Raw genomic sequence first — 25,909 nt, 5'->3', positions numbered from 1 at the left:
GCGGATTGGACGCATCACGCCCAATACCATTCGCGCATGTTCCAGCTGTTGATCGACATGTTGATGTTGGGACGGAAGCCTTGCAGCCCCTCCTTGATGCCCTCGGCGATGAAGCCCTGGAACAGCGGCAGGATGGCGAGGTCGTTGCGGATCAGCTTTTGCAGCTCGCCATAGGTCGCCTTGCGTTGCGCCAGGTCGAATTGCTTGGCACCTTGAGACAACAGCCGGTCGGCCTCCGCGCTCTGGTACTGATAAGTGTTGTAGCCGCGGCCGCCCTTGGCGGGAATGGCGCCGGAGCCGAAGCGCGGCGTCACGTCGGGGTCGCTGCCGAGCATGAAGTTCACCGACACCAGCACCGAGTTGAACTTCGACTGCTGCCAGAACTCGCCCCAGATCACCGCCGCCGGCATGTTGTTGACGCGCATCGCAGCGCCGATCGCGCGCCAGTCCTGGATCAGAAGCTGCTGGGTCTGCTCGCGCACCGCATTGCCCGATGTCGTCGAATTGGTGAATTCGAGCTTGACGCCGCCCTTTTCGCGCACGCCGCCGGAGCCGCGAACCCATCCGGCCGCATCGAGCAGCGCGTTGGCCTTGGCGGGATCGTATTTGTGCTGCGGCAGACCTTGCTGGAACGGCCAGGCCTGCTGCGGCACGAAGCTCTCGGTCAGCGTCGGCAGGCCGTAATTCAGCGCGTCGATGATCGCCTGCTTGTTGATTGCGAGATAGAGCGCCTCGCGCACGGCGCGATCAGTGAAGGGGCCAAAATCCAGGTTCGGCGCGATATGCTCTACCGAGGAGGTCGAAGAGACGAAGATCTTGCGGCCCTTCAGCGTCTTTGCCTCCTGCACGAAGTTCGGCAGGATGCCTTGCAGGCCCGTGTAGTCGACCTGACCGGTGCGGAACTGAGTGTAGAGCACGGTGAGATCAGGAATGTATTTGAAGACCACGCGTTCGAGGTACGGCCCCTTGCCATGATAGCCGGTGTGGGCGTTCAACTGGATATGGTCGCCGGGCACACGCTCGCCCCAGCGAAACGGGCCGGTTCCGACAGGCGCATTGTGGAACGGTGAGGCATTCGGATCGGACACCTTCTCCAGAATGTGCTTGGGCACGATGAAGGTGAACGACGCCAGGATCGACATATACGGCGAATAGGGCGCTTCCATTCGCCAATGGATCTCGTCGGGCGCCACGACGGTGATGTCCTTGACGAGGCTATGGCCGACCCGGCTGCGCGCCCGGAAAGCGGGATTGTTGATCAGCTCGATGGAGAATTTGACATCCTCCGCGGTGAACGGCGTGCCGTCGTGCCACTTCACGTCGCTGCGGAGCTTGATCTTCCAGGTCAGGCCGTCGGCCGAGAGGCCGCCATTCTCGATGGTCGGGACTTCGCGGGCGAGGTCGGGGACGAACTTGCCGTTCGGCTCGATGTACCAGAGCGGCGAGAACACCTGCCACCAGATGCCCTGGTCGACCTCAATGCCGGGCATCAAGGGATGGAAGACGGTCGGCTCCTGCGACAGCGCCGCGATCACCTGGCCGCGCGGTTTGTCCGGCGGATTGGCGGGTCGTTCGGTCTGCGCGAAGGCGCTGCCTGAAAGCGTCCATCCCGCCGCTGCCCCCGCACCGAGCTGGAAGAATTGACGGCGATTCGGAATGCCGAGATGCAGTGCCCCAACGCCGAGCTTGCCGGTGTCGCCTGCCATGACCACTCTCCGTTGTCGCACGCGGCACCGTCTCCCGCGCCCCCGAGACCCCGGCAAAAGGGACAGGAGTGGGCTTTAGTGCTTCTTAATTTTTCAGCCAAAATTTCATCATGACTAAATACGGCTGTCAATCGCATTGCTAGTATGCGCAACCTTTTCAGTCGTACTAAAGCCATGAGACCGATGCGGTCCGAGGTGAGATGATGCATGGGAGAGCGACATGGATGGTCGCGGCGATACGAACGGCACGAAAGACGCTCCGGCGATCGAAGCTGACGATGCGGTCGACCAGCGCCTCGGTGAAACCGTGCGGCTGCTGCGGCAGCGCGCCGGCCTCTCGATCCAGGACGTCGCCAACAAGACCGGCCTCTCCACCGGCATGATCAGCCAGCTCGAACGCGCGCGCGCCATGCCGTCGATCCGCACGCTGCGCCTGCTCAGCATCGCGCTCGACGTTCCCATCTCCTATTTCTTCGAGAGCAGCGATCCCGCCGACGTGCCGCGCTACATCGTGCGCAAGACGAACCGGCGGCTGCTGCGGCTCACCGCCAGCGGCGTGGTCAAGGAAGCACTGACCCCGGAAGGCAAAGGCCAGATCGAGCTCTACGAGCTCACGCTCAATCCCGGCGCCTCGTCCGGCACCGACTTCCTGCAGCACACCGGCGAGAAGGCCGGCTACATTCTCTCGGGCAGCCTGCGGCTCTGGCTCGACAACCAGGCCCACCTACTGGAAGCCGGCGACAGCTTTCGTTTTCCGAGCATCGTGCCGCACATGTTCGACAACCCGACCCAGCAGGTGGCGCGCGTGATCTGGGTGACGACGCTGCGCGAGACCGATCCGCCGGCGGGTTGAGGCGCCCCGTCCACTCCTGGTGACACGGACCGCCGCGCGAGCCTAACTTCATCCCGCCTCAGCTCATCCTTCGCCGCAGCGTTGCCGACGGCGTCTCGCCGAATTTTTCGCGGTAAGCGCCGGCCATTCGGCCGAGATGAGTGAAGCCGAGATCGAAGGCGAGGTCGGTGATGGAGACGCCGGCGGAGGCCTGCGCGAGGCGCGCGTGGAGGCCGGCGAGCCGAATGTCGAGCAGCATCTGTGAAATGGACACGCCGAAGTGACGGCGGAAGCCGAGCTGGAGCGCGCGGATGCCGATGCCGGACACGCAGGCGAGCTCCTCGAGATCGAGCGGCTCGCCGGCATTGTCCGCCAGATGATCGCGCGCGGCGCGGAGCGCACGCGGCAGGCGCTCGGCCTGTCCTGAGAACGTCCGGATCGCATCCGACAAGCCATGCCGCTGCCCGTTGAGGAGATGATCGAGCAGCAGCTCGCGCCAATCGGCCATCGCGACCGGCGAAAGGCTGCCTGACGGCCCGAGACGTTCGGCAAGCGTCATCAACCCGGCGAGGCTGCTCTGCAAGGCCCGCCCGGACGGCGCGTCCAGGTCGATCGCGGGATCGAATTCGACCACTCCGGTCGCCCTGCCCGACAGCGCCGCTGCGCGCTGCTCGACCAGGCGGCGGTCGAGCAGCAGGATCGCCTGCGCGCAGTCAGCCCAGATCATCCGGGTCGGGACGGTCGGCGACAATAGCGACGCCGTCCGGTCCGGCGCGACATCGAGCTCGCTGACGCCGGCACGAATGCGGGCGCGGCCCGCAAGCGGGACCTGCACCAGGAAGAAGCGCTCGAGGCAGCCGGGATCGATGCCGACCGATCCGCCATAGGCGACGTAGTTGATGGAGAAGCCGTCGAAATCAGCGCAATTGTGCCGGGCGGAGAAGCCGTCCGCCCGCGCCTGCGCCGGCTTGAGATCGTGCGGACAAAAGATTCGCCCGATCTGCTCGGCCGCTTCGTCGACGTCATCCGTGGTGACGCGGGCGAAGGCCGCAAGCCGCTCGGCTGCGGGCGCCATCGCATTCGTTTCCAGCACGGCTGCGGACATCGTCGACCACGCTTCGCGTCACGGAATTGCTTTAAGCCTATAATAGTTCACCAGACGCGAAAAGGGGTGCGCCATGAAATCGCCCGTGCTGCATGGCAACAGCCGTATCCGGATTCGTTTAGCGGATAGACAAGCGGCCCCTGGCTGGTCGACGCTCCGTCCCCGCCGGTATCCATGAGGAGGTGAGCATGACTGCACTCGAAAAGGGCATTACTGCAAACGGCACGGGCTATGGCGGGAAGAGCTGGAATATCCTGGGCCAGGTCTATTTCCCCAAGGCCGTCACCGACTCCACCTTCGCTTTCGAGACCAACAGCGATCCCGGCCAGTTCGTGCCGGTGCACATCCACCCGACCCAGGATGAGTTCATCCTGGTGCAGGAAGGCACGCTCGACCTCAAGCTCGACGGCCAATGGGTCAAGGCACATGCCGGCGACCTGGTCCGCATGCCGCGCGGCATCCCCCACGGCTATTTCAACAAATCCGACAAGCCGTGCCGCGCGCTGTTCTGGGTTTCGCCGATGCAGAAGCTGGAGGCGCTGTTCAACCAGCTGCACAATCTGACCGACCCGGCCGAGGTCGTGCGCATCTCCGCGCTGCACGAGGTCGACTTCCTGCCGCCCGAGGCCAACGACTAAAGCGCGATCATCGCGCTTTAGGTTGTTGTTTGAGCATGATCTTTCCGGAAAACCGCTACACACTTTTCCGGATCATGCTCGAGGCGACCCGCCTTCTCGTCCACTTTCATCTGCTTGCAGCTCGGCCGGCCGCGCCTTGCGGCCGAACGTGGCCGCTTGCGCACCATACACATCGAGCAATCCCATGGTCAGCCCAAAACATGTCTGCGTGATCGGCGCCGGCGTCTCCGGCCTTGCCGCCGCGAAAGCATTCTCCACCCGAGGCCACCGCGTCACCATCGTCGAGCGCAGCTCGGATCTCGGCGGCGTCTGGGAGCCGGCGCGCTCCTATCCTGACGTGCAGACGCAGAGCCCGAAGGAGCTCTACCGCTACACCGACCGCGCCATGCCGGAGGCCTATCCGGAGTGGCCGACCGGGCCGCAGGTCCACGCCTATCTCGCCGACTACGCGAAGAGCTTCGGTCTCGACCGCATGCTGCGGCTCGACACCGAGGTTGCCGGCATGGAACGGCGCGCCGACGGCAGACCGGGCTGGACACTCGCGCTGAAGAACGGCGACGGCGCGACGACCAGCGAAGATTTCGATTTCGTCGCGATCTGCACCGGGCAGTTCAACGAGCCGCGCGAGCTGCATTGCCCCGGCGAGGACGGCTTTCTGGCGCAGGGCGGCCAGGTCCTGCACTCGTCGAAATACGGCGATCCGACGCTGGCGAAGGAACGCCGCGTCGTCGTGCTCGGCGGCTCGAAGTCGGCGACCGACATCGCGGTGAACGCGGTGAAATCGGGCGCGCGCGAGGTGACGATCGTGATGCGCGAGCCGGTCTGGCGCATTCCCTATTTCATCGGCGGCCTCGTGAACTTCAAGCGCATCCTCTACATCCGCGCGCAGGAGGAGATGTTTCCGGGCTGGGGCATCGGCCCGATGGCGCGGCTCGCGCATCGCATCGCCGCGCCGCTGGTCTGGGCGAATTGGCGCGGGCTGGAGAGCCTGTTGAAGGCTCAGCTCAAGCTGAAGCAATGCAAGATGGTGCCGAAGGAGCGGATCGAGGACGGCGTCAACTGCTCGGTGCCGATCGCGACGCCCGGCTTCTACCCGATGGTCGCCGACGGCCGCATCAAGGCGGTGTTTGGCACCTTCGACCATTATGAAGGCGACAGCATCGTGATGAGCGGCGGCGAGCGCGTCGGTGCCGACGTCGCGGTGCTCGCGATCGGCTACAAGCTCGGCGTGCCGTTCCTTCCCGAAGCTTACAGGCAGAAGCTGGTCGATGCCGACGGGCAATACCGGCTCTATCGCCTGATCGCCAATCCCGATCTGCCGGAGCTCGGTTTCGTCGGCTTCAACTCGTCGTTCTGCACCGTGCTCTGCGCCGACCTCGCCGCCAACTGGCTGGTGCGCTATGCCGACGGCCAGCTCGCCAACCAGCCGACGGCGCAGGCGATGCGCGACAACATCGAGATGATGCTGCACTTCAAGCGCGTCGAGCGGCCGGCGGCGGGCGTCTATGGCGGCCTGTGCGTCGCGCCCTATCACTACCGTCATTTCGACGAGCTGATGGCCGACATCGGCGCGAAGAACCAGAAACGCGGCGGGCTCGCCGGGCGCTTCTCGCCGCCGGACGCCGATGAATATGCCAAGTTCCTGGCTTCCGCGCCGGAGTACCCGGTGACGGCGTGACGGCTGGCGGGTTGGCATCGACCCGAACTCGCGGCTCGCCAGACCAGCCCGCATTGCCTACGATTCCGACTGCCGAATCGGCCAGCCCGGGAGCACGCGATGGAACCAAGACGTCACGCCGCCGCGATGGTCGCCGTGCTTGCCCTGCTTCTCGCGGCGCCTGCCATGGGACAGAGCGCGCTCACGGCCAGGCAAGCGGAAGCGCTTGCCGCCTATGATCGCGCGCTCGGCGATTTCAAATCCATCCTCGCCGAGCGACGGCGCCAGATCGAAGCGAAGCAGCCGCTGCCGAACCTGCCGGGACAGGCGCTCTACCTCGCGCGCGTCGCCGTCATCAGCAGCTACAAGGACCTCACCGACGCGATGCCGTCGCGGATCGGCCGTCCCAACAAGTTCGAGATTCCACCGGCCTATTTCGATGCCGACATCGAGCCGCTGGTCGACGAATATGGAAAGCTGTTCGACATCATGGAGGCACCGCCTGCCAGCGCGCAGGACTCGCCAACGCCGTTCAAGGACGTGGTCGATCTCGCCGTTGCGATCGCGCGCGCCAAGGGGCTGGCGCCTGGACATGCCGAGACTGCGGGCCGCATCAGCCTCGGGCTGTTCTTTGCGGAAACCAATGGCAAGCAGAACGTCCGCAACGCGCGCTCGAACACCTATATGGGCAGCTTCCAGACCGGCCCGTCCGAAGACCGCAACGGCCGCCGGAAATGGGAGGCTGTCAAGGGCGACATCGCCGCGATCGACCCGGGGCTGAGTGCGCGCGACGACAGGGAAGAGGCCCGGGCCCGCGGCACCGATCACCGCTTCAACCACTGGACCAACGTTCGCAACGGCCTGATGAACGCGCACGCTGACCTGTTCCGTGAGATCCCTGGAATCGTGAAGACGCTGCCTGACCCGATCGACCAGATGAAGCTGTTCGAGCTGATCCAGATCGTGCCGACCCCGACCAGGTCGGCGCTCAAATCGGGCGATCTCCTGAACTACCGGGTCTCCAGCCCCACGATCATGAAGCACCTGCGCAACAACAGCATCTTTGCCTTCGGACAGGCCGACCGGGCGCGCAGCTCGGCAAGCTACCGCGATATCCTCGCTGCGATGTGGCTGTTCAACCGGAAGTTCGAGCGCGCGATGGCGAAATATGCGGAGATCAGGCCGCGCTGATGGATCGGTTGCAACCGCCGGTGGAGATTGTAGTCTCGCGACCTCATCGGCCACACGGGACCCCGGTTCATGCGCGTTCTCATTCTCGGCGGCAGCCAGTTTCTGGGGCGTGCGATCGCAAGCCATGCTTGCGCGACCGGCCATGACGTGACCTGCGCTGCCCGCGGCCTTGCGGGGCCGATTGCCGCGGGCGCGCGCTTCGTGCGAATCGACCGCGACGTCGCCGACGGTCTTGCGCCGCTTGCGGGCGAGACATTCGACGCCGTGGTCGATGTCTCGCGTCATCCCGGCCAGGTCAGCCGCGCGGTCGCCGCGCTGAAGCGGCCGGGCGTGCATTGGACCTTCGTATCGACGATCAGTGTGTATGCGGATAACCGCATTCCGGGGCAACGCGCCGACACCGCGCCGCTGCGCGAGCCCAGTTCAGAGGAGATCGAGCACAGCACCGACGCGATCTACGGCGCCGCCAAGGTCGCCTGCGAACAAGCGGTCGGCAACGACGCCTTCATCTGCCGGGCCGGCCTCATCGCCGGGCCGGAAGACCCGACCGGGCGGTTCGCCTACTGGCCGGCGCGGCTGGCGCGCGGCGGCGAGGTGCTGGCGCCGGGATCGCCGGAGGATGCCGTCCAGTTCATCGACGTGCGCGACCTCGCGCAATGGATCGTGCATGCGGCAGAGATTCGCCTCACCGGAATCTATGATGGGATCGGGCCAATTCGCACGCGCGGCGAATTCCTGGCCGAGTGCGCATCGGCGCTGAACGCATCATGCACCTTCACCTGGGTCGATCGCGCCTTCCTCGAGACGCATGACGTGCGGCGCTGGGCAGGCCCGCGATCGTTGCCGATGTGGCTGCCCCTGCCCGACTTCGCCGGATTCCTGACACGCGACACCTCGCCGGCACGCGCGGCCGGACTGATCTCGCGACCGGTCACGGTCACCGCACGCGACACGCTTCAATGGCTCAACGCCAGCAACGGTCCGGTCATCGGGCTTACCGCCGATGAGGAGCGGGACGTGCTCGCGGCCTGGCATACGCAAGGGGCGGCTGCGACCCGGATCTAGCCCCATCGCGCTGACGTAGCATTCCGTCCCGATGGATGAGGTCACTCGAGGCCGGGGACTGCCATGGCTATGGTGTTCCACGGCCAGTCATTTGTTGCTAGCCTGCCGCACCGACAGACACTTCGGGGACCATCGAATGACCTCAGCGAATCCCGCATCTCCCGCACGGCGCAATGGAGTGTGGCGACATATCGGGCGGGGATTGGCCATCGCGGCATCCATGGCCGCGCTCGCCGGCTGCGAGGACAAGAACACGTTCGTGGCGCCGCCCCCGCCCAAGGTGGACGTCGCGACGCCGGTGCAGCGTGCGGTGACGCGCTACATCGAGGCCACCGGCAACACCGCACCGATCAAGAGCGTCGACCTGGTCGCACGCGTGCAGGGCTTTCTGCAAACGATCGATTATCAGGACGGCACTTTCGTGAAGCAAGGCACCCAGCTGTTCACGATCGAGCCTGAGACCTACAAGCTCAAGCTCGAGCAGGCGCAGGCGGCCGAGGCCGGCGCGCAGGCCTCGCTGCGGCAGGCGGAAGCCGATTACAAGCGGCAGGCCGAGCTGGTGCAGCGCCAGGCGGTCTCCCAGGCCACGCTCGACACCTCGACCGCGAACCGCGACAACGCCCAGGCCAATCTCCAGCAGGCCCAGGCCAACACCAAGCTCGCCGAAGTCAATTACGGCTATACCAAGGTGACAGCGCCATTCGACGGTATCGTCAGCGCCCATATGGTCTCGATCGGCGAGCTCGTCGGCGTCTCCTCGCCGACCCAGCTCGCCACCATCGTGGCGATGGACCCGATCTATGTGAACTTCACCGTCAATGAACAGGACGTACTGCGCATTCGCGCCGAAGCGGCACGCCGCGGGATGACCGCCGCCAACCTCAAGCAGTTTCCGATCCAGATCGGCCTCCAGACCGAAACCGGCTATCCGCACGAAGGTCATCTCGACTACGTTGCGCCGACCTTGAACCAGTCGACGGGTACGCTGGCGGTCCGCGGCCTCGTTCCCAACGACAAGCGGGTGCTGTTGCCCGGCTATTTCGTCCGGGTCCGCGTGCCCTTCGACCAGGAGAAGAACGCGCTGCTCGTTCCCGACACCGCGCTCGGCAGCGACCAGGGCGGCCGCTATCTGCTGGTGGTCAACGGCGACAACATCGTCGAGCAGCGCATGGTGCAGATCGGCTCCGTCGACAACGGCCTGCGCGTGATCGAGAGCGGCCTGAAGCCGGACGACCGCGTGGTGATCGCAGGGCTGCTGCGCGTCATCCCGGGCCAGAAGATCGACCCGCAAGCGACGAAGATCGACCAGTCTCAGGCCTCGGCCAAGTGAGGGGCTGCCAGCCATGATCTCGAAATTCTTCATCGAGCGGCCGGTCCTCTCGAACGTCATCGCGCTCCTGATGATCCTGATCGGCGGCGTCGCGCTGTTCAACCTCGCCATCGCGCAATATCCCGACGTGGTGCCGCCGACGGTGCAGGTCACCACGCGCTATCCCGGCGCCAGCGCCAAGACGGTGATCGATACCGTTGCCCTGCCGATCGAGCAGCAGGTCAACGGCGTCGAGGACATGCTCTACATGCAGTCCTACAGCGGCGCCGACGGCACCTACACGCTGACCGTGACGTTCAAGATCGGCACCGACCTCAACTTCGCGCAGGTGCTGGTGCAGAACCGCGTCTCCAGCGCATTGTCGCAGTTGCCGCAGGCGGTGCAGAACCAGGGCGTCACGGTGCAGAAGCGATCGACCTCGATCCTCTTGTTCGTGACGCTGACATCGCCGGATGCGCGGTACGACAGTCTCTTCTTGAGCAATTACGCCACCATCAACATCCGCGACGAGCTCTCGCGCCTCCCCGGCGTCGGCAACGTCACCGTGTTCGGCGCCGGCCAGTATTCGATGCGGGTCTGGCTCGATCCGAACAAGCTGCAGGCCAGGAACCTGGTGCCGCAGGACGTGATCCAGGCGATCCAGCAGCAGAGCCAGCAAGTCTCCGCCGGCCAGGTCGGCGCGCCGCCGACACCGCCGGGACAGGCGTTCCAGTACACGCTCAACGTCAACGGACGGCTCGAGGACGTCGGCCAGTTCGAGAACATCATCGTCAAGTCGGGCGCTAACGGCGATGTCACGCGGGTGCGCGACGTCGGCTGGGTCGAGCTCGGCGCGCAGACCTACAGCCAGATCTTCTCGCTCAACAAGCAGCCGGCGGTCGGCATCGGCGTCTTCCAGTCGCCCGGCGCCAACGCGCTCCAGGTCGAACAGGCCGTCGAGAAGAAGATGGCCGAGCTGGCCAAGCAATTCCCTGAGGGCATCAAGTACGACACGCCGTTCGACACCACCAAGTTCGTCGAGGCCTCGGTGCATGAGGTCTACATGACGCTCATCGAGGCCGGCCTGCTCGTGCTGGTCGTGATCCTCGTGTTCCTGCAGGACTGGCGCGCGATGCTGGTGCCGGCGACCACCGTGCCGGTCACCATCATCGGCGCCTTCGCGGCCATGGCGGCGCTCGGCTTCACCGTCAACATGTCGACGCTGTTCGCGATCGTGCTCGCGATCGGCATCGTGGTCGACGACGCCATTGTCGTGGTCGAAGGCGCCGCGCACAACATCGAGCAGGGCATGAACGGCCACGACGCCGCGATCAAGGCGATGGACCAGCTGTTCGCGCCGATCGTCGGCATCACCCTGGTGCTGATCTCGGTGTTCCTGCCCGCCTCGTTCCTCGCAGGACTCACCGGGCGCATCTATTCGCAATTCGCGCTGGTGATCGCCGCGACCGCGCTGCTCTCCGCCATCAACGCGGCGACCTTGAAGCCGACGCAATGCGCGCTCTGGCTGCGGCCGCCAGTGCCGCCGGAGCAGCGCAATTTCTTCTATCGGGGCTTCAATGCGGTCTACAACCGTGTCGAGCGCGGCTACACGCGGCTGATCACGTTTCTCGTCAGGCATGCCACTATCTCGGTCGCGTTCGCGCTGCTGATCATCGGAGGCAGCGTCTACGGCCTGTCGCGGGTGCCGACCGGCTTCCTGCCGATCGAGGACCAGGGCTACCTGATCGCCGCGGTGCAGCTGCCCGACGGCGCCGCGCTGGAGCGGACCCAGAAGGTGCTCGACAGAGCAAGCGAGCTGATCAAGGACACCCCTGGAGTCCAGCAGGTTATCACCATCGCAGGCATCTCGGCGCTCGACAACAGCGCCAGCCTCGCCAATGCCGGCGTCGCCTACATCATCCTGAAGGACTGGGACGCCCGCAAAGGGCCCGGCGAGGATCTGCGCTCGCTGGTCTTTGGCCTCAACGACAAGCTCGCGACCATCATGGAAGCGCGCGCGATCGTGCTGCCGCCGCCCCCGATCCAGGGCATCGGCAACGCCGCGGGATTCTCGATGCAGGTCGAGCTGCGCGACGGCAACAGCGATTTCGCCAAGCTGCAGGCGATCACCGCGGCCGTGGTCTCCAACGCGCAGAGCCAGAGCGCGCTGCAGCGCGTGCAGTCTTCGTTCCGTTCCTCGGTGCCGCAGTTCAACATCGAGATCGACCGCGTCAAGACCCAGACGCTGCATGTCACCACGGACCAGGTGTTCTCGGCGCTGTCGACCTATCTCGGCTCGTCCTACGTCAACCAGTTCAACAAGTTCGGCCGCGTGTTCCAGGTCTACACCCAGGCCGATCCCGCCTTCCGCGTCACCGAGCGCGACATCGCCAACATGCAGGTGCGCAACTCGAACGGCGACATGATCCCGATCGGCACCGTCGCCAAGATCACGCCGGCGACGGGTCCGTCGCTGATCAGCCTCTACAACCTCTACCCGTCCGCGACGGTGATCGGCCTGCCGGCGCAGGGCTACTCCTCGGGCCAATCGCTGAAGCTGATGGAGGAGGTCGCCGACAAGACGCTGCCGCCGGGCACCGGCTTTGAATGGACCGCGATGTCGTATCAGGAGAAGGCGGTCTCGAACCAGATCTACTGGGTGTTCGGCCTCGCCATGCTTTTGGTCTATCTCGTGCTGGCCGGCCAATACGAGAGCTGGTACGCGCCGATCTCGGTGATTCTCGCGGTGCCGCTGTCACTGCTCGGGCCGATGCTGGTCCTCTCCGCGCTCAAGATCGACAACAACCTCTATTGCCAGATCGGCCTGATCCTGCTGATCGCGCTGTCGGCCAAGAACGCCATCCTGATCGTCGAGGTCGGACTCGAGCTGCACGGCCGCGAGGGCAAGCCGATCATTGAATCCGCGATCGAAGCCGCGCGCGCCCGCTTCCGCCCGATCCTGATGACCTCGTTCGCCTTCATCCTCGGCGTGGTGCCGCTGGTGCTCGCCACCGGCGCCGGCGCCAGCGCGCGCAAGTCGATCGGCATCACCGTGTTCTCGGGCATGCTGGCCTCGACCTGCCTCGCGGTGCTGTTCGTGCCGGCCTTCTTCGTGGTGGTGCAGCGCTTCGAGAACTGGCGGGCGTCGAAGAAGGCACCGAAGGCGCAGCCGGTGGCGGAGGTGAAGTAGGCGACCGCTATCGATCACGATCGTCATTGCGAGCGCAGCGAAGCAATCCAGAATCTTTCCGCGGTGAGAGTCTGGATTGCTTCGTCGCTTCGCTCCTCGCAATGACGGTGGAGAGAGATTTCAAGCCCTCTCCGCCGGCGCCTGCCGGGCCTCGCCGCTCGACACCAGGAGCACCGAGACCTTCGACTGCCGGAGCACGGCGTCGGCGACGCCGCCGAAGGAAAGGTGGTCGGCCTGGATGCGGTCGACGCCCATGACAACGAGGTCGACGTCGGTGGTGTCGATCTCACGGAGGATCGCCGCCTCCGGCGCCCGGTTCACCCGCAGCGTGGTGGTGATGTCGACGTCGTAACGGGCGGCGAGATCGCTGGTGTCCTTGAGGATGCCTGTCTCCTGGCTCAGTCCGCGGGAGACCACGCGCTGCGCGCCCTTGTCCCGCGTCGTCGCCACATAGATCACCCGCAGCGAGCCCGATCCGGCCTGCGCCAGCGCCACCGCCACCTCGGCCCCGCGTTTGGAGACGGCGCTGCCTGAAACGGGAACGAGGATGTTGAGCGCGTCGGGCATCGGCTGCTTCAGGTGCTTGCCCTTGGCCGCGACGATCGCGAGCGGTCCTTCGAACGCCGCGGCGATGTCGTCGATCCTCCGGTCGAAGCGGTCCTTGGTCGCGGTCACCCTGTCGATGCCGACGACCAGAAGATCGAAGCCCTTGCGCGCTTCGTCGGCGATGGTTGCGCCGAGCTCTGCCTGCCTCGCACGGGTGACGACATCGACGTTGCCGGTGTCTCCATCACCCTTGACGGACACCGTCTCGGCGGCCTTCTTCACCACGGCTTCGTGGCTTTCCTCCTCGCCGCGTCCCTTCCCCTGTTCCTTGGCGCGCTCGCCGATATGCAGCACGGTGATCGGCAGTCCGCGCATGCCGGCGATCAGGCCCGCGATGTAGGCGGCGAAGCCGGCGTTGACGCTTTCGTCCACCGCCAGCAAGGGGCGCTCGAGATTGGCGACGAAGCCGCGCTTCTCGAATTCCTCGCGCTCCAGCCGCTCCCTCTCCTCCTCGTTCATCGGGAGCCTCGCCAGCGCCGCGCGCAGCATCGGCGGCATCGCCATCGTGGTCACGATCGCCATGGTCACGATCATCGTGAACAGGTTCTGGCTGAGCACGCCGATGGAGAGGCCGATGGTGGCGATGATGACCTCGGTCGACCCGCGCGCGTTCATGCCGCTGGCGAGCGCCAGCGACTCCCGATAGCTCAAGCCGCCCGCGGTGCCGCCGACAAAGGCGCCCCCGAACTTGCCGACGCTGGCGATCACCACCAGCAGGCCGGTGAGCATCAGGAGGTTGGGATCGCGCAGCACCGAGAGATCGGCGCTGAGGCCGGCGAGGCCGAAAAACACCGGCATGAAGAAGCTCGAGATCAGTCCGCGCAGGCGCTCGTCGATCTGCCGCGTCAGGATCGGGGACTCGCCGACCAGGATGCCGGCGACGAAGGCGCCTAACACGGTGTGGACGCCGATCAGATGCGTGATCATCGCCATGACGCTCATCAACAGCAGGATCACCGTGATGACGGCCGCCGCGCTGACGAGATTGTCGTTGGCCCAGCGGATCAGCAGGAACACCAGGCGGCGCCCGATGGTGAAGCTGACGGCCAGGAAGGCCAGCGTTCCCAGCACGGCTTTCGCCACCGAGGCGATATCGAGCGTGCCGTGCGAGGCCACGCTGAAGATGACCGCGATGATGATCCAGCCGATGGTGTCGTCGATGACGGCGGTCGCGACGATGATCTGCCCGACATTGCGGCGCATGAAGTTCATCTCGCGCACCACCACGGCGACGATCTTCACCGAGGAGATCGACAGTGCGGTGCCCATGAACAGCGAGGCCACGAGGCGCTCCTGCGGATTGGGCAACAGCGCGTCCGGCAGGAATTCACCCAGCGCAAAGCCGCAGGCGAAGGGCACGACGATGCCGGCGATCGAGATCGCGATCGCGGCCCTGCCGACCTTCCGGACCAGCTTGAGGTCGGTCTCCATGCCGGTGAGCAAAAGCAGCAGCAGGATGCCGACTTGCGCGATGCCGTCGATCATCGCCTTCTGCTCGGGCGTCTTCGGGAAGATCGCGGCTTGCGCCTCCGGCCAGATCCAGCCGAACAGCGAGGGCCCAAGGATGATGCCGGCGAGCAGTTCGCCGATCACCGAGGGCTGGCCGATCCGCTGCATGACCTCGCCGAGCCCGCGGCCGACCGCGATCAGCAGCACGATCTGCACGATCAGGAGGAATTCCGACGGGCCGGCCGATTTGCCCGCTTCGGCACTGGCCGCAATGGTGGTGAGGACAAGCGCCGCGGGGACGAGGACAACCGGTCGGAGCAGGCGCCATGGCATGCAGGTGTTCTTCCCCCTTCATCCGCCCCGGTGTCGGGGCGCCACAGGGACAGAACCCGCGGAAGGCGGCGCGGGTTCCGCCGCGCGCGGCGGGGTCAAAAACGAAAGTGCGAAAACAACCCCATGCACAGTAGAGATGGGCTTGAAATTGCTCGAAAAAATTTCGGGCTTGCCGAAACGGCTTGCTCCGTCGGGCAAAACACCGGCAGAATGGCATGATGAGCCCCGTCATCCCCGCCGTGGGAGCGCATCTCTCTATCGTCATTCCGGGGCGTCGCGCAGCGACGAACCCGGAATCCATTTCTCCACAATCTCTGCCGCCCGATGGATTCCGGGTTCGCGCTTGCGCGCGCCCCGGAATGACGATGTGGAGACAGTTGCCCGCCTTTCAACAATCCTACGCCGCCTGCGGCGTCCTGATCTCGCGCGGCAGGATGATCGCGGCCGCGATCGCGAGCAGGCAGAGGGCGGCGAAGGCGTGCAGCATGGTGACGAAGCCGCCCTGCTCGTAGAGCCAGGCGACCAGACCGACGGAGGCGCCGGCCGCGGTGAAGCCGACGAAATAGCGCACCGCATAGGCGCGCGAGCGCCACTCCTCGGTGGTGTACTTGCCGACCATGGCGTCATTCACCGTGACCTGCCCGAACGCGCCCATGACGATGCCGATCGAGACGATGATCAGCGGCAGATTGCTCAGGCTGGCGGCCAGATAGAGGAACGGCGCCAGCATGAAGGACAGCGGCAACGCCACCGTCTTCAGCGAGTAGCGGTCGAGCAGCCGGCCGATCGTGTACTGGGTCATCGCGCCGAACACGTAGACGCAGGCGGCGATGATTCCGAGCAGCGCCGGGCTGCTGGTCAGGTCCGCGAGCCGCTCGGCGAACAGTTTCGGCAGCGCGACGGTGACTGCGTTGAAGGTCGTGGAGATCGCGATCACCACGATCAGCAGCGCCAGGATCACGCGCCACATGTCCTGCCTGGCGACGCGGGCCTGCGCCGCCGCCTGCTTGCTGCCCTTGCGGTCCTCGTGCACGACCGTCATTGCAAACGCAATGCCGATCAGGATCGTGACGACACCGGGAACGATGAACGCAAAACGCCAGCCGAGATACTGGCCGACCACGCCGGTGACAAGAGCCGAGGACGCCACCCCGAGATTGCCCCAGACACCATTGATGCCCATCTCGCGGCCGAGCCGGTCGGCATAGGACACGATCATGGCGGTGCCGACGGGGTGATAGATCGAGGCGAAAATGCCGATCGCGAGCAGCGCAGCGCCGAGCTGCACGGGGGTCTGCACGAAGCCGACCGCGATCATGGAGGCGCCGATGCCGACGAAGAAGATCAGCATCATGTGGCGGCGGCTCCAGCGGTCCCCGAGCCAGCCGGTCAGCAGCGAGCCGGCGCCGAACGCCACAAAGCCTGGTGTCGCGTAGGGCAAGAGTTCCGAATAGGTCATACCGAGCGCCGGCCCCATGATGATGACGGCGGCGGCGAAGATCAGCATCGAATAATGGTCGATGAAATGGCCTGCGTTGACGAAGCCGATCACCCGGCTGGGGCTGTTCATTCCGAATCCTCTCCTGCTCCAAATCGGTTATATGTCGGAGCCATGACGGGATGCTGCCAATGACTGTCTTGAAAAGGCCAATCTTGGAAACGCCAAGCTTGGAAACGCCAATCCTGCGGGAGGTCCGGGGCAACCACCGCTCGCCCGCGGGCGTGCACCTGGTCGCACGCGACTATCCCAAAGGCCTGCGGCTCGATCCGCACATGCACCGCGAGGCGCAGCTGGTCTATGCCGCGAAGGGCACGATGCAGGTCACGACGCCCGCGGGACGTTGGCTGGTGCCGCCGGACCGCGCGGTCTGGGTTCCGGCCCAGCTCGAGCACGCCATCGACGTCCTCGCCGACATCGAGATGCGCACGCTGTATTTCGACCTGCCCTGGCTGAAGCGCGAGCAGCGCTACGAGGGCCTGACCAGGGAATTCGTGGTGCGGGTGTCGCCACTGCTGCACCAGGCGATCCTGGCGCTGTTCGATGCCCGCAATACGGAGGCGCGGACCGAGCTGCTGGTGCGCCTGGTGATGCTGGAATTGCACCAGGCCGAGGATTCCGCCACCTTCCTGCCACTGCCGCGCGAGCCGCGCTGCCGCCGCGCCGCCATGATCGTGCTCGACGACCCCACCGGCCTGCACGACATCGACACGCTGGCGCGCGAGGTCGGAACCTCCGCCCGCACGCTGTCGCGGTTGTTCTCGAGCGAGACGCAGCTGAGCTTCAAGAGCTGGTGCCAGCGCGCCCGCATCGCCTCCGCGATCCAGCGCCTGTCGACGGATGCGAGCGTCTCGGTGAAGCAGCTCGCCACCCAGCTCGGCTATGCCAGCGTGCCTGCGTTCTCGGCCGCGTTCCGCCAGGTGACGGGGCGCACGCCGACGGAGTTCGCGAAGGGGTGAGGAACACTCTGGATGGCGCTGGCACAATGAACGCAAGGGCCGTCATGCCCGGGCTCGTCCCGGGCATCCACGTTCTTTGTGCTGCGTGGCAAGGCGTGGATGGCCGGGACAAGCCCGGCCATGACGACGTGGAGGCTTGGACGTCCAGCGCGCACCGCCTTCGCGGGACATGTCGGCATTCTCGAAACGCACCGCCCAACTGAAGTTGCCAAATTCCCCCGCTTGATTGTGATCGGCTTCCGCCCAAATCTTGTGTAAACTTCCGCAACGCACAAACCGGAATTGAAAAGTCCAGATGGCCAATGCCTTCTTCTCCGACCTGCTCGCCACCATCTCCGAGCGCGGCCGCACGCTGCTTCGCCGCGGGGACTCCGCCGATGCCAAACGGGATGCCGATGGGCTGATCGAGCTTTGCGATGCGTTGCTGTCGGGCCGGGGCGAAGCCTCCGGGACCGCGATAGCGCGTGAGGTGCTCGACATCTACCGGGAGTTGGATGCGGCAGGACGCCGCGCCTTCTTCGAGGGACTGGTGCGCGATTTCGGTCCCGATCGGGAGCGTCTGTCCAAGGCGATCGAGCAATGGCGCGCCAAGCCGAGCGACGAGGATGCGAGCTCGTTGCACTTCGCCTCCGAGCCGCGGCGGCAGGAGCTGATCCGCCGCCTCAACCGCGCGCCGGGCGGCACCGGCGATCTCGTCAACATGCGCGCCGATTTGCTCGGCATGATGAACGGGCACACCGATCTCGCCGCGCTCGACCGCGACGTCTCGCACCTTCTCTCTTCGTGGTTCAACAGGGGGTTTCTCGTGCTGCGCAGGATCGACTGGTCGACCCCGGCCAACATCCTCGAAAAGATCATCCGCTACGAAGCCGTGCACGAGATCTCCGACTGGGACGATCTGCGCCGCCGCATCGATCCGGTCGACCGCCGCTGCTACGCCTTCTTCCATCCCGCGATGGTCGACGAGCCCCTGATCTTCGTCGAGGTGGCGCTGACCGAGACCATCCCGGGCGCGATCGCGCCGCTGCTCGCGGTCGACCGCCAGCATCTGCCGATCGAGCGCGCGCGCACCGCCGTGTTCTATTCGATCTCCAATACCCAGCGCGGCCTCGGCGGCATCTCCTTCGGCAGCTTCCTGATCAAGCAGGTGGTGGAAGAGCTGCGCCGCGAATTGCCGAAGCTCGACACCTTCGTGACGCTGTCGCCGGTGCCCGGCTTCATGGCTTGGGTGAGGCAAGACAAGGACCTGCCGCTGTCGGACGATGACCGCGAGTTGCTGAAGCGTCTCGACGAGCCCAAATGGTTCGAGAGCCCCGAGACGGCGGCGCTGCTGCGCAGCGTGCTGGAACCGCTCGCCGCGCACTATTTCCTCAAGGCACGCACGCCGAAGGGCCGGCTGATCGATTCCGTCGCCCGCTTCCATCTCGGCAACGGCGCGAGGCTCGAGCGCATCAACTGGCTCGGAGACCTCTCGCTGAAGGGCCTGCGCGAGTCGGCAGGCATCATGGTCAACTACCTCTACCGCCTCGATGACATCGAGAAGAACCACGAGGCCTACGCCAATGACGGCGAGGTGGTCGCGTCGAGCGCCGTGAAGAAGCTGCTGAAGGGTGAAGGGCGACGGCTGCTGGATATGCGGTTGTCGTAACGACACACTCGGTCGTCGTCCCGGACAAGCGTAGCTCCCGACAACGCGTAGCGTTGTCAGGAGCGAAGCGCTGATCCGGGACCCATACCCACAGGAGGTCGTGGTTACGGGGACTCGGAGTTATCAGCTTCGCGAAACGACGCCTGCCTGGGAGTATGGATCCCGGATCGGCGCGCGCTTGAAGCGCGCTTGTCCGGGACGACACTGAGTATGTGGCGCGGCCGTCGCTCAACAAACAGTCGTCGTCCCGGACAAGCACAGCTCTCGACAACGCGTAGCGTTGTCGAGAGCTAAGCGCAGATCCGGGACCCATAACCACAGGAGAGCGTGGTTACGAGGACTCGGAGTTGTCAGCTTCGCAAAACGAGGTCTGCCTGGGGTTATGGGTCCCGGATCGGCGCGCGCTTGGGCGCGCTTGTCCGGGACGACAGCGAGTGTATGGCGCGGCCGTAGCTCGACACTCGGTCGTCGTCCCGGACAAGCGTAGCTCTCGACAACGCGTAGCGTTGTCGAGAGCTGTGCGCAGATCCGGGACCCATAGCCACAGGAGAGCGTGGTTACGAGGACTCGGAGTTGTCAGCTTCGCAAAACGAGGTCTGCCTGGGGTTATGGGTCCCGGATCGGCGCGCGCTTGGGCGCGCTTGTCCGGGACGACAGCGAGTGTATGGCGCGGGCTTCGCGCCTCACTGTCACTCCGCCAGCGCCTTCATCTGGGCGTAGAGATCGGACTTGCCTTCGAAGCCGATGCCTGGCAGCTCCGGCATGGTGATGTGGCCGTTCTCGACGCGGACGCCGTCCGGGAAGCCGCCATAGGGCTGGAACAGGTCGGGATAGCTTTCGTTGCCGCCGAGACCGAGGCCGGCTGCGATGTTGAGCGACATCTGGTGGCCGCCATGCGGGATGCAGCGGCTGGGCGACCAGCCGTGGGTCTTCAGCACCTGAAGCGTGCGCTGGTATTCGCACAGGCCATAGGACAGCGCGCAGTCGAATTGCAGCCAGTCGCGGTCGGGTCGCATGCCGCCGTAGCGAATGAGATTGCGGGCGTCCTGGTGGCTGAACAGGTTTTCGCCTGTCGCCATCGGGCCTGGATAGAATTCGGCGAGCGCAGCCTGCAGCGCGTAGTCGAGGGGATCGCCGGCCTCCTCGTACCAGAACAGCGGATAGTCCCGCAGCATCTTGGCGTAGGCAATCGCCGTCTCCAGGTCGAAGCGGCCGTTGGCGTCGACGGCGAGCTGCGCGTCCTTGCCGATCTCTTCCAGCACGGCCTCGATGCGCTTACGGTCCTCGTCGATATCGGCGCCGCCGATCTTCATCTTCACGACGTTGTAGCCGCGATCGAGATAGCCGCGCATCTCGCCGCGCAGCATCGACAGGCCCTTGCCGGGATAGTAGTAGCCGCCGGCGGCATACACGAAGACGCGCGGATTGGCAGTCAGGCCGTGACGTTCGGCGAGCAGGCGAAACAGCGGCTTGCCGGCGATCTTCGCCACCGCGTCCCACACCGCCATGTCGATGGTGCCGACTGCGACGGAGCGCTCGCCATGTCCGCCCGGCTTCTCGTTGGCCATCATTGCGGCCCAGACCTTGTCGGGGTCGAGATTATCGCCGGCTTCATCGAGCAACGACCTCGGATCGGCTTCGAGGATGCGCGCGGCGAAGCGCTCGCGGATCAGGCCGCCCTGTCCGTAGCGGCCGTTGGAATTGAAGCCGTAGCCGACGACGCGCTTGCCGTCGCGGACCACGTCGGTGACGACGGCGACGAGGCTGGTCGTCATCTTCGTGAAGTCGATATAGGCGTTGCGGATCGGGGACGAGATCGGTTTGGTGATCTCGCGGACGTCGACGATGCGGACGGACATGGGTTCTCTCTTCCTGGCTAGCTCCCTCCACTCGTCATGGCCGGGCTTGACCCGGCCATCCACGCCTTTTCCACGGAGCAAGTTCGAAGACGTGGATGCCCGGGTCAAGCCCGCGCATGACGACGGAGGGTGTGGTGCGCCCGACGCGCGATAGCTATTTCTTATCCCTGAAATACGGCTCGACCGGCCCGTGCACCTTGATGGTCAGCGGGTTGCCGTGGCGATCCTTGGCGTTGCCGGCGGTGACGCGGACCCAGCCTTCGCTGATGCAGTACTCCTCGACATTGGTCTTCTCGATGCCCTTGAAGCGGATGCCGACGTCGCGCGCCAGGATATCCGCGTTGTAATAGGGGCTGTTCGGGTCGACCGAAAGGCGGTCGGGAAATTCGTCGCTCATGATTGTCTCGCTCACAACAGGGTCTCGATTTGCTGCCGCAATCCTTCGGGCCGTGCGGTCGGCGCGTAGCGCGCGACCACCTTGCCGGCACGGTCCACCAGGAATTTGGTGAAATTCCATTTGATGGAGGCGCCGAGAAGGCCGGATTGCTGACGTTTCAGGTAGTCATAGAGAGGATGCGCCTTCGGCCCGTTGACGTCGATCTTCGCAAACAGCGGGAAGGTGACGTCGTAATTGGTCGAGCAGAATTCCTGGATCTCGCTCGCGCGCCCCGGCTCCTGCGCCCCGAACTGGTTGCAGGGAAAGCCGAGCACGGAGAAGCCGCGCGGCGAGAGATCGCGGTAGAGATCCTCGAGGCCGCGATATTGCGGCGTGAAGCCGCATTTGCTCGCGGTGTTGACGATCAGCAGCACCTGTCCCTCGAAACGCCTCATCGGTACCTCCTCGCCGGCAAGCGAGTTGGCCTTGAAGTCGTAGATGGCGGTCATCGCTAGCCCACGGGATCGATCGGCGACGGCGGCACGCCGCCGGCCTCGATCGCTTCGCCCGCGAGCAGGCAAAGGTCTTCGCGGTAGCGGCCGGAGACGATATGCACGCCGACCGGGGCCTTGCCGACGAGCCCGGTGGAAACCACGAGGCCCGGCAGGCCCATGAACGGAATGGCGATCTGCGGCAGCTGCGCCTCCCAAACCCGCTTGAAGGATTCGTCGTCCTTGCGGTCGAGATGATCCGGGAACGGCAGCTCGCCGGAGACCGGCGTCAGCAGCACGGCGTACTTCTCGAAGAACAACATCCATTCGCGGGTCAGCGCGGCTCTTCGGGTCAGCGCCTTGGCGTAGTTCGCCTGGTCCATCGGCGTAACCCTGGCGCGGTTGCCGCGCAGGCAGGCCAGCGCACCGGGATCGCCCTCGCGCTCGGCCATCTCGAGCTGCGCATCAAATCCGTCGCCGAGCCAGAGCTTGATCTGCCACTCGACCGCCTCGCGCATCGGCGGCGTGTCGTCGATGATGTCGACGGTCCAGCCGGCGCGTTCGAGCCGCTTGCCGGCGTCGCTCACCGCGGCCTTCACCTCCGGCGTGGTGGCAAGGCCGCCCGGGTTGAGGCAGAGCGCGGCGCGCTTGTCCCGCGCGGGGCCTAGCAGCGGCACCGGCACGAACCAGGGATCGCGGATGTCGCGGGCCGACATCGCCTCGAGCGAAATCCTGATGTCGTTGACGGTGCGCGCCAGGGGTCCCGACACCGCCATGATCTGCGGCCCGATCGGGCGCTCCGGCAGCGCCGGATTGAAGGCAGGGATGCGGCCGAGCGTCGGGCGCAGGCCGTGGACGCCGCAGGCATAGGCGGGATAGCGGATCGAGCCGGCGATGTCGGTGCCGTGGGCGATGTGGCCGATGCCGGCCGCGACCGCCGAGCCGGCGCCGCCGGAGGAGCCGCCCGGCGTCAGCGCGGCGTCGCGCGGGTTCTTGGTGTCGCCATGAATGAGATTGGTGGTGAACCAGCGGTAGGAGAAGGCCGGGCAATTGGTGCGGCCGAGCAGGACGGCACCGGCTTTGCGGAAATTGGCGACCACCGGATTGTCCTCGCGCGCGATGAGGTCGCGCTGGAGCTTCAGGCCGTTGGTGGTGGCAAAGCCTTCCTGGTCGACATTGGCCTTGATGGTGACGGGCACGCCGGCGAGCACACCGGGGTCCTCCCCCCGGGCGATGGCGGCATCGACGGCATCAGCCTGCCTGAGGACGTCGTCCGGCCGGTGGTCGATCACCGCGTTCAGCGCGGGATTGACGGCATCCAGGCGCGCGAGGCCGGCCTGCGCAGCCTCCCTGGCGGAGACCTTCCTGGATTTGACGAGGGTGGCGAGGTCGGCAGCCGACAGGCGCCAGAGATCTTGCATGGCTTGCTCCGTGTAATCGGCGTCTTTTAGCGCCGGGAACGCGGCAAAGCCATGCGGATTTCGCGGGGGTGAGGCGGTCGCTCACCTCTCCCCGGCGGGGAGAGGTGGACACCGCCGCCTCAGCCATGGCTGACCCGCGGCTAATGCCTTGTCGCGGACTGGTCGGGGATGTCGAGCAGCGCCTCGGTGAAGGGAAACTCCAGCACGATCTCCCCATCATCGTCGGTCACCTCGATGACCGCCTCGAGCAGCGCCGGCTGTGCGCCCTCGGACTTCACCACCTCCAGGATCATCTGGCGGGCGACCTCCCAGGCGCGGTCGGGGTTGCGCAGGTCCTCGCCGTCGGGGTCCACGATCAGCTCGTCGCCGATACGGGTGTTGAAGAAGTATCTGGGCATATCGAGATCCAGTTGGTTCGCCTGTATCGGATTGAAGCTGCACTGCACTCCACAACAGCTTTATCAGGGCAGGGTTCGCGACCGAATGCGTCTGACGCAAGGCAGCGCTTCAGAAGTGATGTTCCCCTAGCATTTTTCGCGGCGCAGCATGACCTTCTCGGGAAAATTTCACTGGCGAAGTTCTCCGCCAGCATTAGTCTAACAGGTGGGCGGATACGTCCCGAATTCGCGAATATGGAGAGCCGAAATGGCCTGGAAAGCCCCGAAGATCGTCGAAGTGCCCTGCGGCATGGAAATCAACATGTATGTGAGCGCCACCCGCAAGTAAGCGGTTGGTGAGATTGCGTTCCGCGCAGGTGGATCTTTCGCCCCGAGCTCTTTCGGTCACGATACGTTTCCGGAAGACAGGTTTTGTGTGGGCCTGAGATCCACCTCGCGACTTTACCTTCCAGGAGACGGATCATGCTTCGCGTCGTCGTCCTGGGCGCCGGGGCCGGCGGCGGAGTTCCGCAATGGAATTGCGGCTGCGAGGGCTGCCGAGCGGCCCGTAGCGGCGGCCACGAGCTGCAAAGGACGCAGGCCTCGGTGGCCTTCAGCGGCGATGGCGAGCACTGGTTCCTGATCAACGCCTCCCCCGACCTGCGGCAGCAATTGAATGCCACGCCACAGCTGCACCCCAAGGCGGGCGCACTGCGTCACTCGCCGATTGCGGGCGTGATCCTGACCAACAGCGAAGTCGATGCGGTGGCGGGCCTGCTGTCGATGCGCGAGAGCTCGCCGTTCACAATCTATGCGCATGAGAAAGTGCTGGCGATTCTGGACAGCAACAGCATCTTCAACGTGCTGAACGAGAAGCACGTGCGGCGCCAGCCGATCGGCATCGATGAGCCGTTCGAGCTCCGCCTGCCGGATGGTGCGCGCTCCGGCCTGGCGGTGCTGCCCTTCGCGGTGCCGGGCAAGTCGGCCTGGTATCTGGAAGGCAAGGCGCATCCGGGCGGCGAGAACGGCGACGGCGACACGCTGGGTCTCAAAATCACCGACAAGGCCACGGGCAAGTGCTTCTACTTCATCGCGGCCTGTGCCGAGGTGACCGACGCGCTCAAGGCCGAGATCGACGGCGCCGCACTGGTGTTCTTCGACGGCACGGTCTGGCGCGACGACGAGATGATCCGGGCCGGACTCGGCCACAAGACCGGCAAGAGCATGGGACATGTCGCCATGTCCGGCGACGACGGCGCGATCGCGCGGCTGGCCGACCTCAATATCGACAGGAAGCTGTTTCTGCATATCAATAACTCGAATCCGGCGCTGCTGCCCGGCTCGCCCGAGCGCAAGGCCGCCGAGCAGGCGGGCTGGCAGATACCCGCGGATGGAACGGAGATCGTGCTGTGAACGCCGCATCACTGACTGGAATGACCGCGCTCTCGATCGGCAAGGACATCAGGCTCACTAGCGCCGATGAGCTCGAGGCGACGCTGCGCCATATCGGCGCGACGCGCTATCACAGCCTGCATCCGTTCCATAAGCTGCTGCATGGCGGCAAGCTGAACAAGGGCCAGGTGCAGGCCTGGGCGCTCAACCGCTACTATTACCAGAGCACGATTCCGATCAAGGACGCGGTGGTGATCTCGCGCTTCCGCGACCGCGCCACGCGCCTGGAATGGCGCCACCGCATCGAGGACCATGACGGCGATGTCGGCAGCGAGGGCGGCATCGAGCGCTGGCTGAAGCTGACCGAAGGGCTCGGGCTCGATACGGCCTACGTGGAATCCACCGAGGGCATCCTGCCGGCGACGCGCTTTGCGGTGGAAGCCTATGTCCACTACTGCCGCGAGAAGAGCCCGCTGGAGGCGATCGCCTCCTCGCTCACCGAGCTGTTCGCGCCGAACCTGCATGAAGAGCGCATCGCCGGCATGCTGGAGCATTACGATTTCGTCAATCCTGATATCATGAGCTACTTCAAGCGCCGCCTGACCCAGGCGCCGCGCGATGCCAATTTCGCGCTGGACTATGTCAAGACGCATGCGAGGACGCCGGAGGAGCGCGCCTCCGTCTGCAATGCGCTGATCTTCAAGACCAACGTGCTGTGGGTGCAGCTGGATGCGCTCCAGCACGCCTATGTCGAGGGCCACATTCCGCCGGGCGCATTCGTGCCCAAAGCGAGCTGAAGGACGAGCG

The 25,909-nt window shown here is 65.4% G+C and carries 21 protein-coding genes; 12 read left to right on the top strand and 9 right to left on the bottom strand.

Annotated features, from left to right (window positions below; all coding sequences use genetic code 11):
* Positions 1-14: 14 nt before the first annotated feature.
* The gene (locus tag EDE08_RS15315; RefSeq protein ID WP_131869640.1) at positions 15-1,706 is read right to left on the bottom strand and encodes a peptide ABC transporter substrate-binding protein; all 1,692 of its coding nucleotides are present in this window, start codon (positions 1,704-1,706) and stop codon (positions 15-17) included.
* A gap of 220 nt (positions 1,707-1,926) precedes the next feature.
* Here EDE08_RS15315 and EDE08_RS15310 point away from each other — a divergent pair, with 220 nt between their 5' ends.
* On the top strand, positions 1,927-2,559 hold the full coding sequence (locus tag EDE08_RS15310; protein ID WP_131869639.1) for a cupin domain-containing protein: 633 nt from the start codon (positions 1,927-1,929) through the stop codon (positions 2,557-2,559).
* Between the two features lie 58 nt (positions 2,560-2,617).
* Here the strand turns inward: EDE08_RS15310 and EDE08_RS15305 are convergent, their stop codons facing one another.
* On the bottom strand, positions 2,618-3,643 hold the full coding sequence (locus tag EDE08_RS15305) for an AraC family transcriptional regulator (RefSeq protein WP_131869638.1): 1,026 nt from the start codon (positions 3,641-3,643) through the stop codon (positions 2,618-2,620).
* Between the two features lie 188 nt (positions 3,644-3,831).
* Between EDE08_RS15305 and EDE08_RS15300 the strand changes: the two genes are divergently transcribed.
* The 6 genes from EDE08_RS15300 (at position 3,832) to EDE08_RS15275 (ending at position 12,693) form a co-directional block, all read left to right on the top strand.
* Entirely contained in the window at positions 3,832-4,281 is a 450-nt protein-coding gene (locus tag EDE08_RS15300; protein WP_024339447.1) for a cupin domain-containing protein, read from the top strand.
* 184 nt (positions 4,282-4,465) lie between these two features.
* A complete protein-coding gene (locus EDE08_RS15295; protein WP_131869637.1) occupies positions 4,466-5,959 on the top strand; it encodes a flavin-containing monooxygenase in 1,494 nt (497 codons plus the stop codon).
* 99 nt (positions 5,960-6,058) lie between these two features.
* Positions 6,059-7,129, top strand: a complete 1,071-nt coding sequence (locus EDE08_RS15290; protein WP_131869636.1) for a hypothetical protein — start codon at positions 6,059-6,061, stop codon at positions 7,127-7,129.
* 69 nt (positions 7,130-7,198) lie between these two features.
* Positions 7,199-8,194 (top strand): NAD-dependent epimerase/dehydratase family protein, encoded by a 996-nt coding sequence (locus tag EDE08_RS15285; RefSeq protein WP_131869635.1) that lies wholly within the window; start codon positions 7,199-7,201, stop codon positions 8,192-8,194.
* Positions 8,195-8,330: 136 nt separating this feature from the next.
* Positions 8,331-9,524: an efflux RND transporter periplasmic adaptor subunit gene (locus tag EDE08_RS15280; RefSeq protein ID WP_131869634.1), complete on the top strand. Its 1,194-nt coding sequence runs from the start codon at positions 8,331-8,333 to the stop codon at positions 9,522-9,524.
* 13 nt (positions 9,525-9,537) lie between these two features.
* A complete protein-coding gene (locus EDE08_RS15275; protein WP_131869633.1) occupies positions 9,538-12,693 on the top strand; it encodes an efflux RND transporter permease subunit in 3,156 nt (1,051 codons plus the stop codon).
* A gap of 120 nt (positions 12,694-12,813) precedes the next feature.
* Here the strand turns inward: EDE08_RS15275 and EDE08_RS15270 are convergent, their stop codons facing one another.
* Both EDE08_RS15270 and EDE08_RS15260 read right to left on the bottom strand, forming a co-directional pair.
* Positions 12,814-15,081 carry a cation:proton antiporter domain-containing protein gene (locus EDE08_RS15270; RefSeq protein ID WP_131869632.1) on the bottom strand — a complete coding sequence of 756 codons (2,268 nt, stop codon included), beginning with the start codon at positions 15,079-15,081 and terminating at the stop codon, positions 12,814-12,816.
* A 397-nt stretch (positions 15,082-15,478) separates the two neighbouring features.
* Complete coding sequence (locus EDE08_RS15260; RefSeq protein WP_131869630.1) at positions 15,479-16,651, bottom strand: MFS transporter; 1,173 nt, start codon at positions 16,649-16,651, stop codon at positions 15,479-15,481.
* Positions 16,652-16,701: 50 nt separating this feature from the next.
* On the opposite strand from EDE08_RS15260, the gene EDE08_RS15255 reads away from it, so the two are divergent.
* Both EDE08_RS15255 and EDE08_RS15245 read left to right on the top strand, forming a co-directional pair.
* Entirely contained in the window at positions 16,702-17,538 is an 837-nt protein-coding gene (locus EDE08_RS15255) for an AraC family transcriptional regulator (RefSeq protein WP_165935945.1), read from the top strand.
* A 295-nt stretch (positions 17,539-17,833) separates the two neighbouring features.
* Positions 17,834-19,186, top strand: coding sequence for a malonyl-CoA decarboxylase (locus EDE08_RS15245; RefSeq protein WP_131869627.1), 1,353 nt, complete (start codon positions 17,834-17,836; stop codon positions 19,184-19,186).
* Positions 19,187-19,875: 689 nt separating this feature from the next.
* Here the strand turns inward: EDE08_RS15245 and tarD are convergent.
* From tarD to EDE08_RS15220, 5 genes are all read right to left on the bottom strand, one after another.
* Positions 19,876-21,045 carry a D(-)-tartrate dehydratase gene (gene tarD, locus EDE08_RS15240; protein ID WP_131869626.1) on the bottom strand — a complete coding sequence of 390 codons (1,170 nt, stop codon included), beginning with the start codon at positions 21,043-21,045 and terminating at the stop codon, positions 19,876-19,878.
* Between the two features lie 154 nt (positions 21,046-21,199).
* A complete protein-coding gene (locus tag EDE08_RS15235) occupies positions 21,200-21,442 on the bottom strand; it encodes a DUF3297 family protein (RefSeq protein WP_029674077.1) in 243 nt (80 codons plus the stop codon).
* Between the two features lie 11 nt (positions 21,443-21,453).
* Positions 21,454-21,930, bottom strand: coding sequence for a glutathione peroxidase (locus EDE08_RS15230; protein ID WP_061879436.1), 477 nt, complete (start codon positions 21,928-21,930; stop codon positions 21,454-21,456).
* Positions 21,931-21,932: 2 nt separating this feature from the next.
* Positions 21,933-23,333, bottom strand: coding sequence for an amidase family protein (locus tag EDE08_RS15225; protein ID WP_131869625.1), 1,401 nt, complete (start codon positions 23,331-23,333; stop codon positions 21,933-21,935).
* 140 nt (positions 23,334-23,473) lie between these two features.
* Positions 23,474-23,731 (bottom strand): DUF6894 family protein, encoded by a 258-nt coding sequence (locus tag EDE08_RS15220; protein WP_028177529.1) that lies wholly within the window; start codon positions 23,729-23,731, stop codon positions 23,474-23,476.
* A gap of 247 nt (positions 23,732-23,978) precedes the next feature.
* Here EDE08_RS15220 and pqqA point away from each other — a divergent pair, with 247 nt between their 5' ends.
* From pqqA to pqqC, 3 genes are all read left to right on the top strand, one after another.
* Positions 23,979-24,059 (top strand): pyrroloquinoline quinone precursor peptide PqqA, encoded by an 81-nt coding sequence (pqqA, locus tag EDE08_RS15215; RefSeq protein WP_007595659.1) that lies wholly within the window; start codon positions 23,979-23,981, stop codon positions 24,057-24,059.
* Between the two features lie 134 nt (positions 24,060-24,193).
* Positions 24,194-25,123 carry a pyrroloquinoline quinone biosynthesis protein PqqB gene (pqqB, locus tag EDE08_RS15210; protein WP_131869624.1) on the top strand — a complete coding sequence of 310 codons (930 nt, stop codon included), beginning with the start codon at positions 24,194-24,196 and terminating at the stop codon, positions 25,121-25,123.
* The gene (pqqC, locus tag EDE08_RS15205) at positions 25,120-25,899 is read left to right on the top strand and encodes a pyrroloquinoline-quinone synthase PqqC (protein WP_131869623.1); all 780 of its coding nucleotides are present in this window, start codon (positions 25,120-25,122) and stop codon (positions 25,897-25,899) included. Before pqqB ends, pqqC begins: the two co-directional genes overlap by 4 nt.
* Positions 25,900-25,909: the final 10 nt, after the last annotated feature.

It is taken from the genome of Bradyrhizobium sp. R2.2-H, assembly GCF_004346455.1.
In the GTDB taxonomy this organism is placed as follows: domain Bacteria; phylum Pseudomonadota; class Alphaproteobacteria; order Rhizobiales; family Xanthobacteraceae; genus Bradyrhizobium; species Bradyrhizobium diversitatis.
Note: the sequence above shows the minus strand (reverse complement) of the source record. Positions and strands in the feature narration are given on the sequence as shown.

Excerpts from the sequence above, each read along its gene's own strand:
- EDE08_RS15315 (WP_131869640.1), bottom strand. The coding sequence starts at position 1,706 with ATGGCAGGCGACACCGGCAAGCTCGGCGTTGGGGCACTGCATCTCGGC.
- EDE08_RS15310 (WP_131869639.1), top strand. The coding sequence starts at position 1,927 with ATGGATGGTCGCGGCGATACGAACGGCACGAAAGACGCTCCGGCGATC.
- EDE08_RS15305 (WP_131869638.1), bottom strand. The coding sequence starts at position 3,643 with ATGTCCGCAGCCGTGCTGGAAACGAATGCGATGGCGCCCGCAGCCGAG.
- EDE08_RS15300 (WP_024339447.1), top strand. The coding sequence starts at position 3,832 with ATGACTGCACTCGAAAAGGGCATTACTGCAAACGGCACGGGCTATGGC.
- EDE08_RS15295 (WP_131869637.1), top strand. The coding sequence starts at position 4,466 with ATGGTCAGCCCAAAACATGTCTGCGTGATCGGCGCCGGCGTCTCCGGC.
- EDE08_RS15290 (WP_131869636.1), top strand. The coding sequence starts at position 6,059 with ATGGAACCAAGACGTCACGCCGCCGCGATGGTCGCCGTGCTTGCCCTG.
- EDE08_RS15285 (WP_131869635.1), top strand. The coding sequence starts at position 7,199 with ATGCGCGTTCTCATTCTCGGCGGCAGCCAGTTTCTGGGGCGTGCGATC.
- EDE08_RS15280 (WP_131869634.1), top strand. The coding sequence starts at position 8,331 with ATGACCTCAGCGAATCCCGCATCTCCCGCACGGCGCAATGGAGTGTGG.
- EDE08_RS15275 (WP_131869633.1), top strand. The coding sequence starts at position 9,538 with ATGATCTCGAAATTCTTCATCGAGCGGCCGGTCCTCTCGAACGTCATC.
- EDE08_RS15270 (WP_131869632.1), bottom strand. The coding sequence starts at position 15,081 with ATGCCATGGCGCCTGCTCCGACCGGTTGTCCTCGTCCCCGCGGCGCTT.
- EDE08_RS15260 (WP_131869630.1), bottom strand. The coding sequence starts at position 16,651 with ATGAACAGCCCCAGCCGGGTGATCGGCTTCGTCAACGCAGGCCATTTC.
- EDE08_RS15255 (WP_165935945.1), top strand. The coding sequence starts at position 16,702 with ATGCTGCCAATGACTGTCTTGAAAAGGCCAATCTTGGAAACGCCAAGC.
- EDE08_RS15245 (WP_131869627.1), top strand. The coding sequence starts at position 17,834 with ATGGCCAATGCCTTCTTCTCCGACCTGCTCGCCACCATCTCCGAGCGC.
- tarD (WP_131869626.1), bottom strand. The coding sequence starts at position 21,045 with ATGTCCGTCCGCATCGTCGACGTCCGCGAGATCACCAAACCGATCTCG.
- EDE08_RS15235 (WP_029674077.1), bottom strand. The coding sequence starts at position 21,442 with ATGAGCGACGAATTTCCCGACCGCCTTTCGGTCGACCCGAACAGCCCC.
- EDE08_RS15230 (WP_061879436.1), bottom strand. The coding sequence starts at position 21,930 with ATGACCGCCATCTACGACTTCAAGGCCAACTCGCTTGCCGGCGAGGAG.
- EDE08_RS15225 (WP_131869625.1), bottom strand. The coding sequence starts at position 23,333 with ATGCAAGATCTCTGGCGCCTGTCGGCTGCCGACCTCGCCACCCTCGTC.
- EDE08_RS15220 (WP_028177529.1), bottom strand. The coding sequence starts at position 23,731 with ATGCCCAGATACTTCTTCAACACCCGTATCGGCGACGAGCTGATCGTG.
- pqqA (WP_007595659.1), top strand. The coding sequence starts at position 23,979 with ATGGCCTGGAAAGCCCCGAAGATCGTCGAAGTGCCCTGCGGCATGGAA.
- pqqB (WP_131869624.1), top strand. The coding sequence starts at position 24,194 with ATGCTTCGCGTCGTCGTCCTGGGCGCCGGGGCCGGCGGCGGAGTTCCG.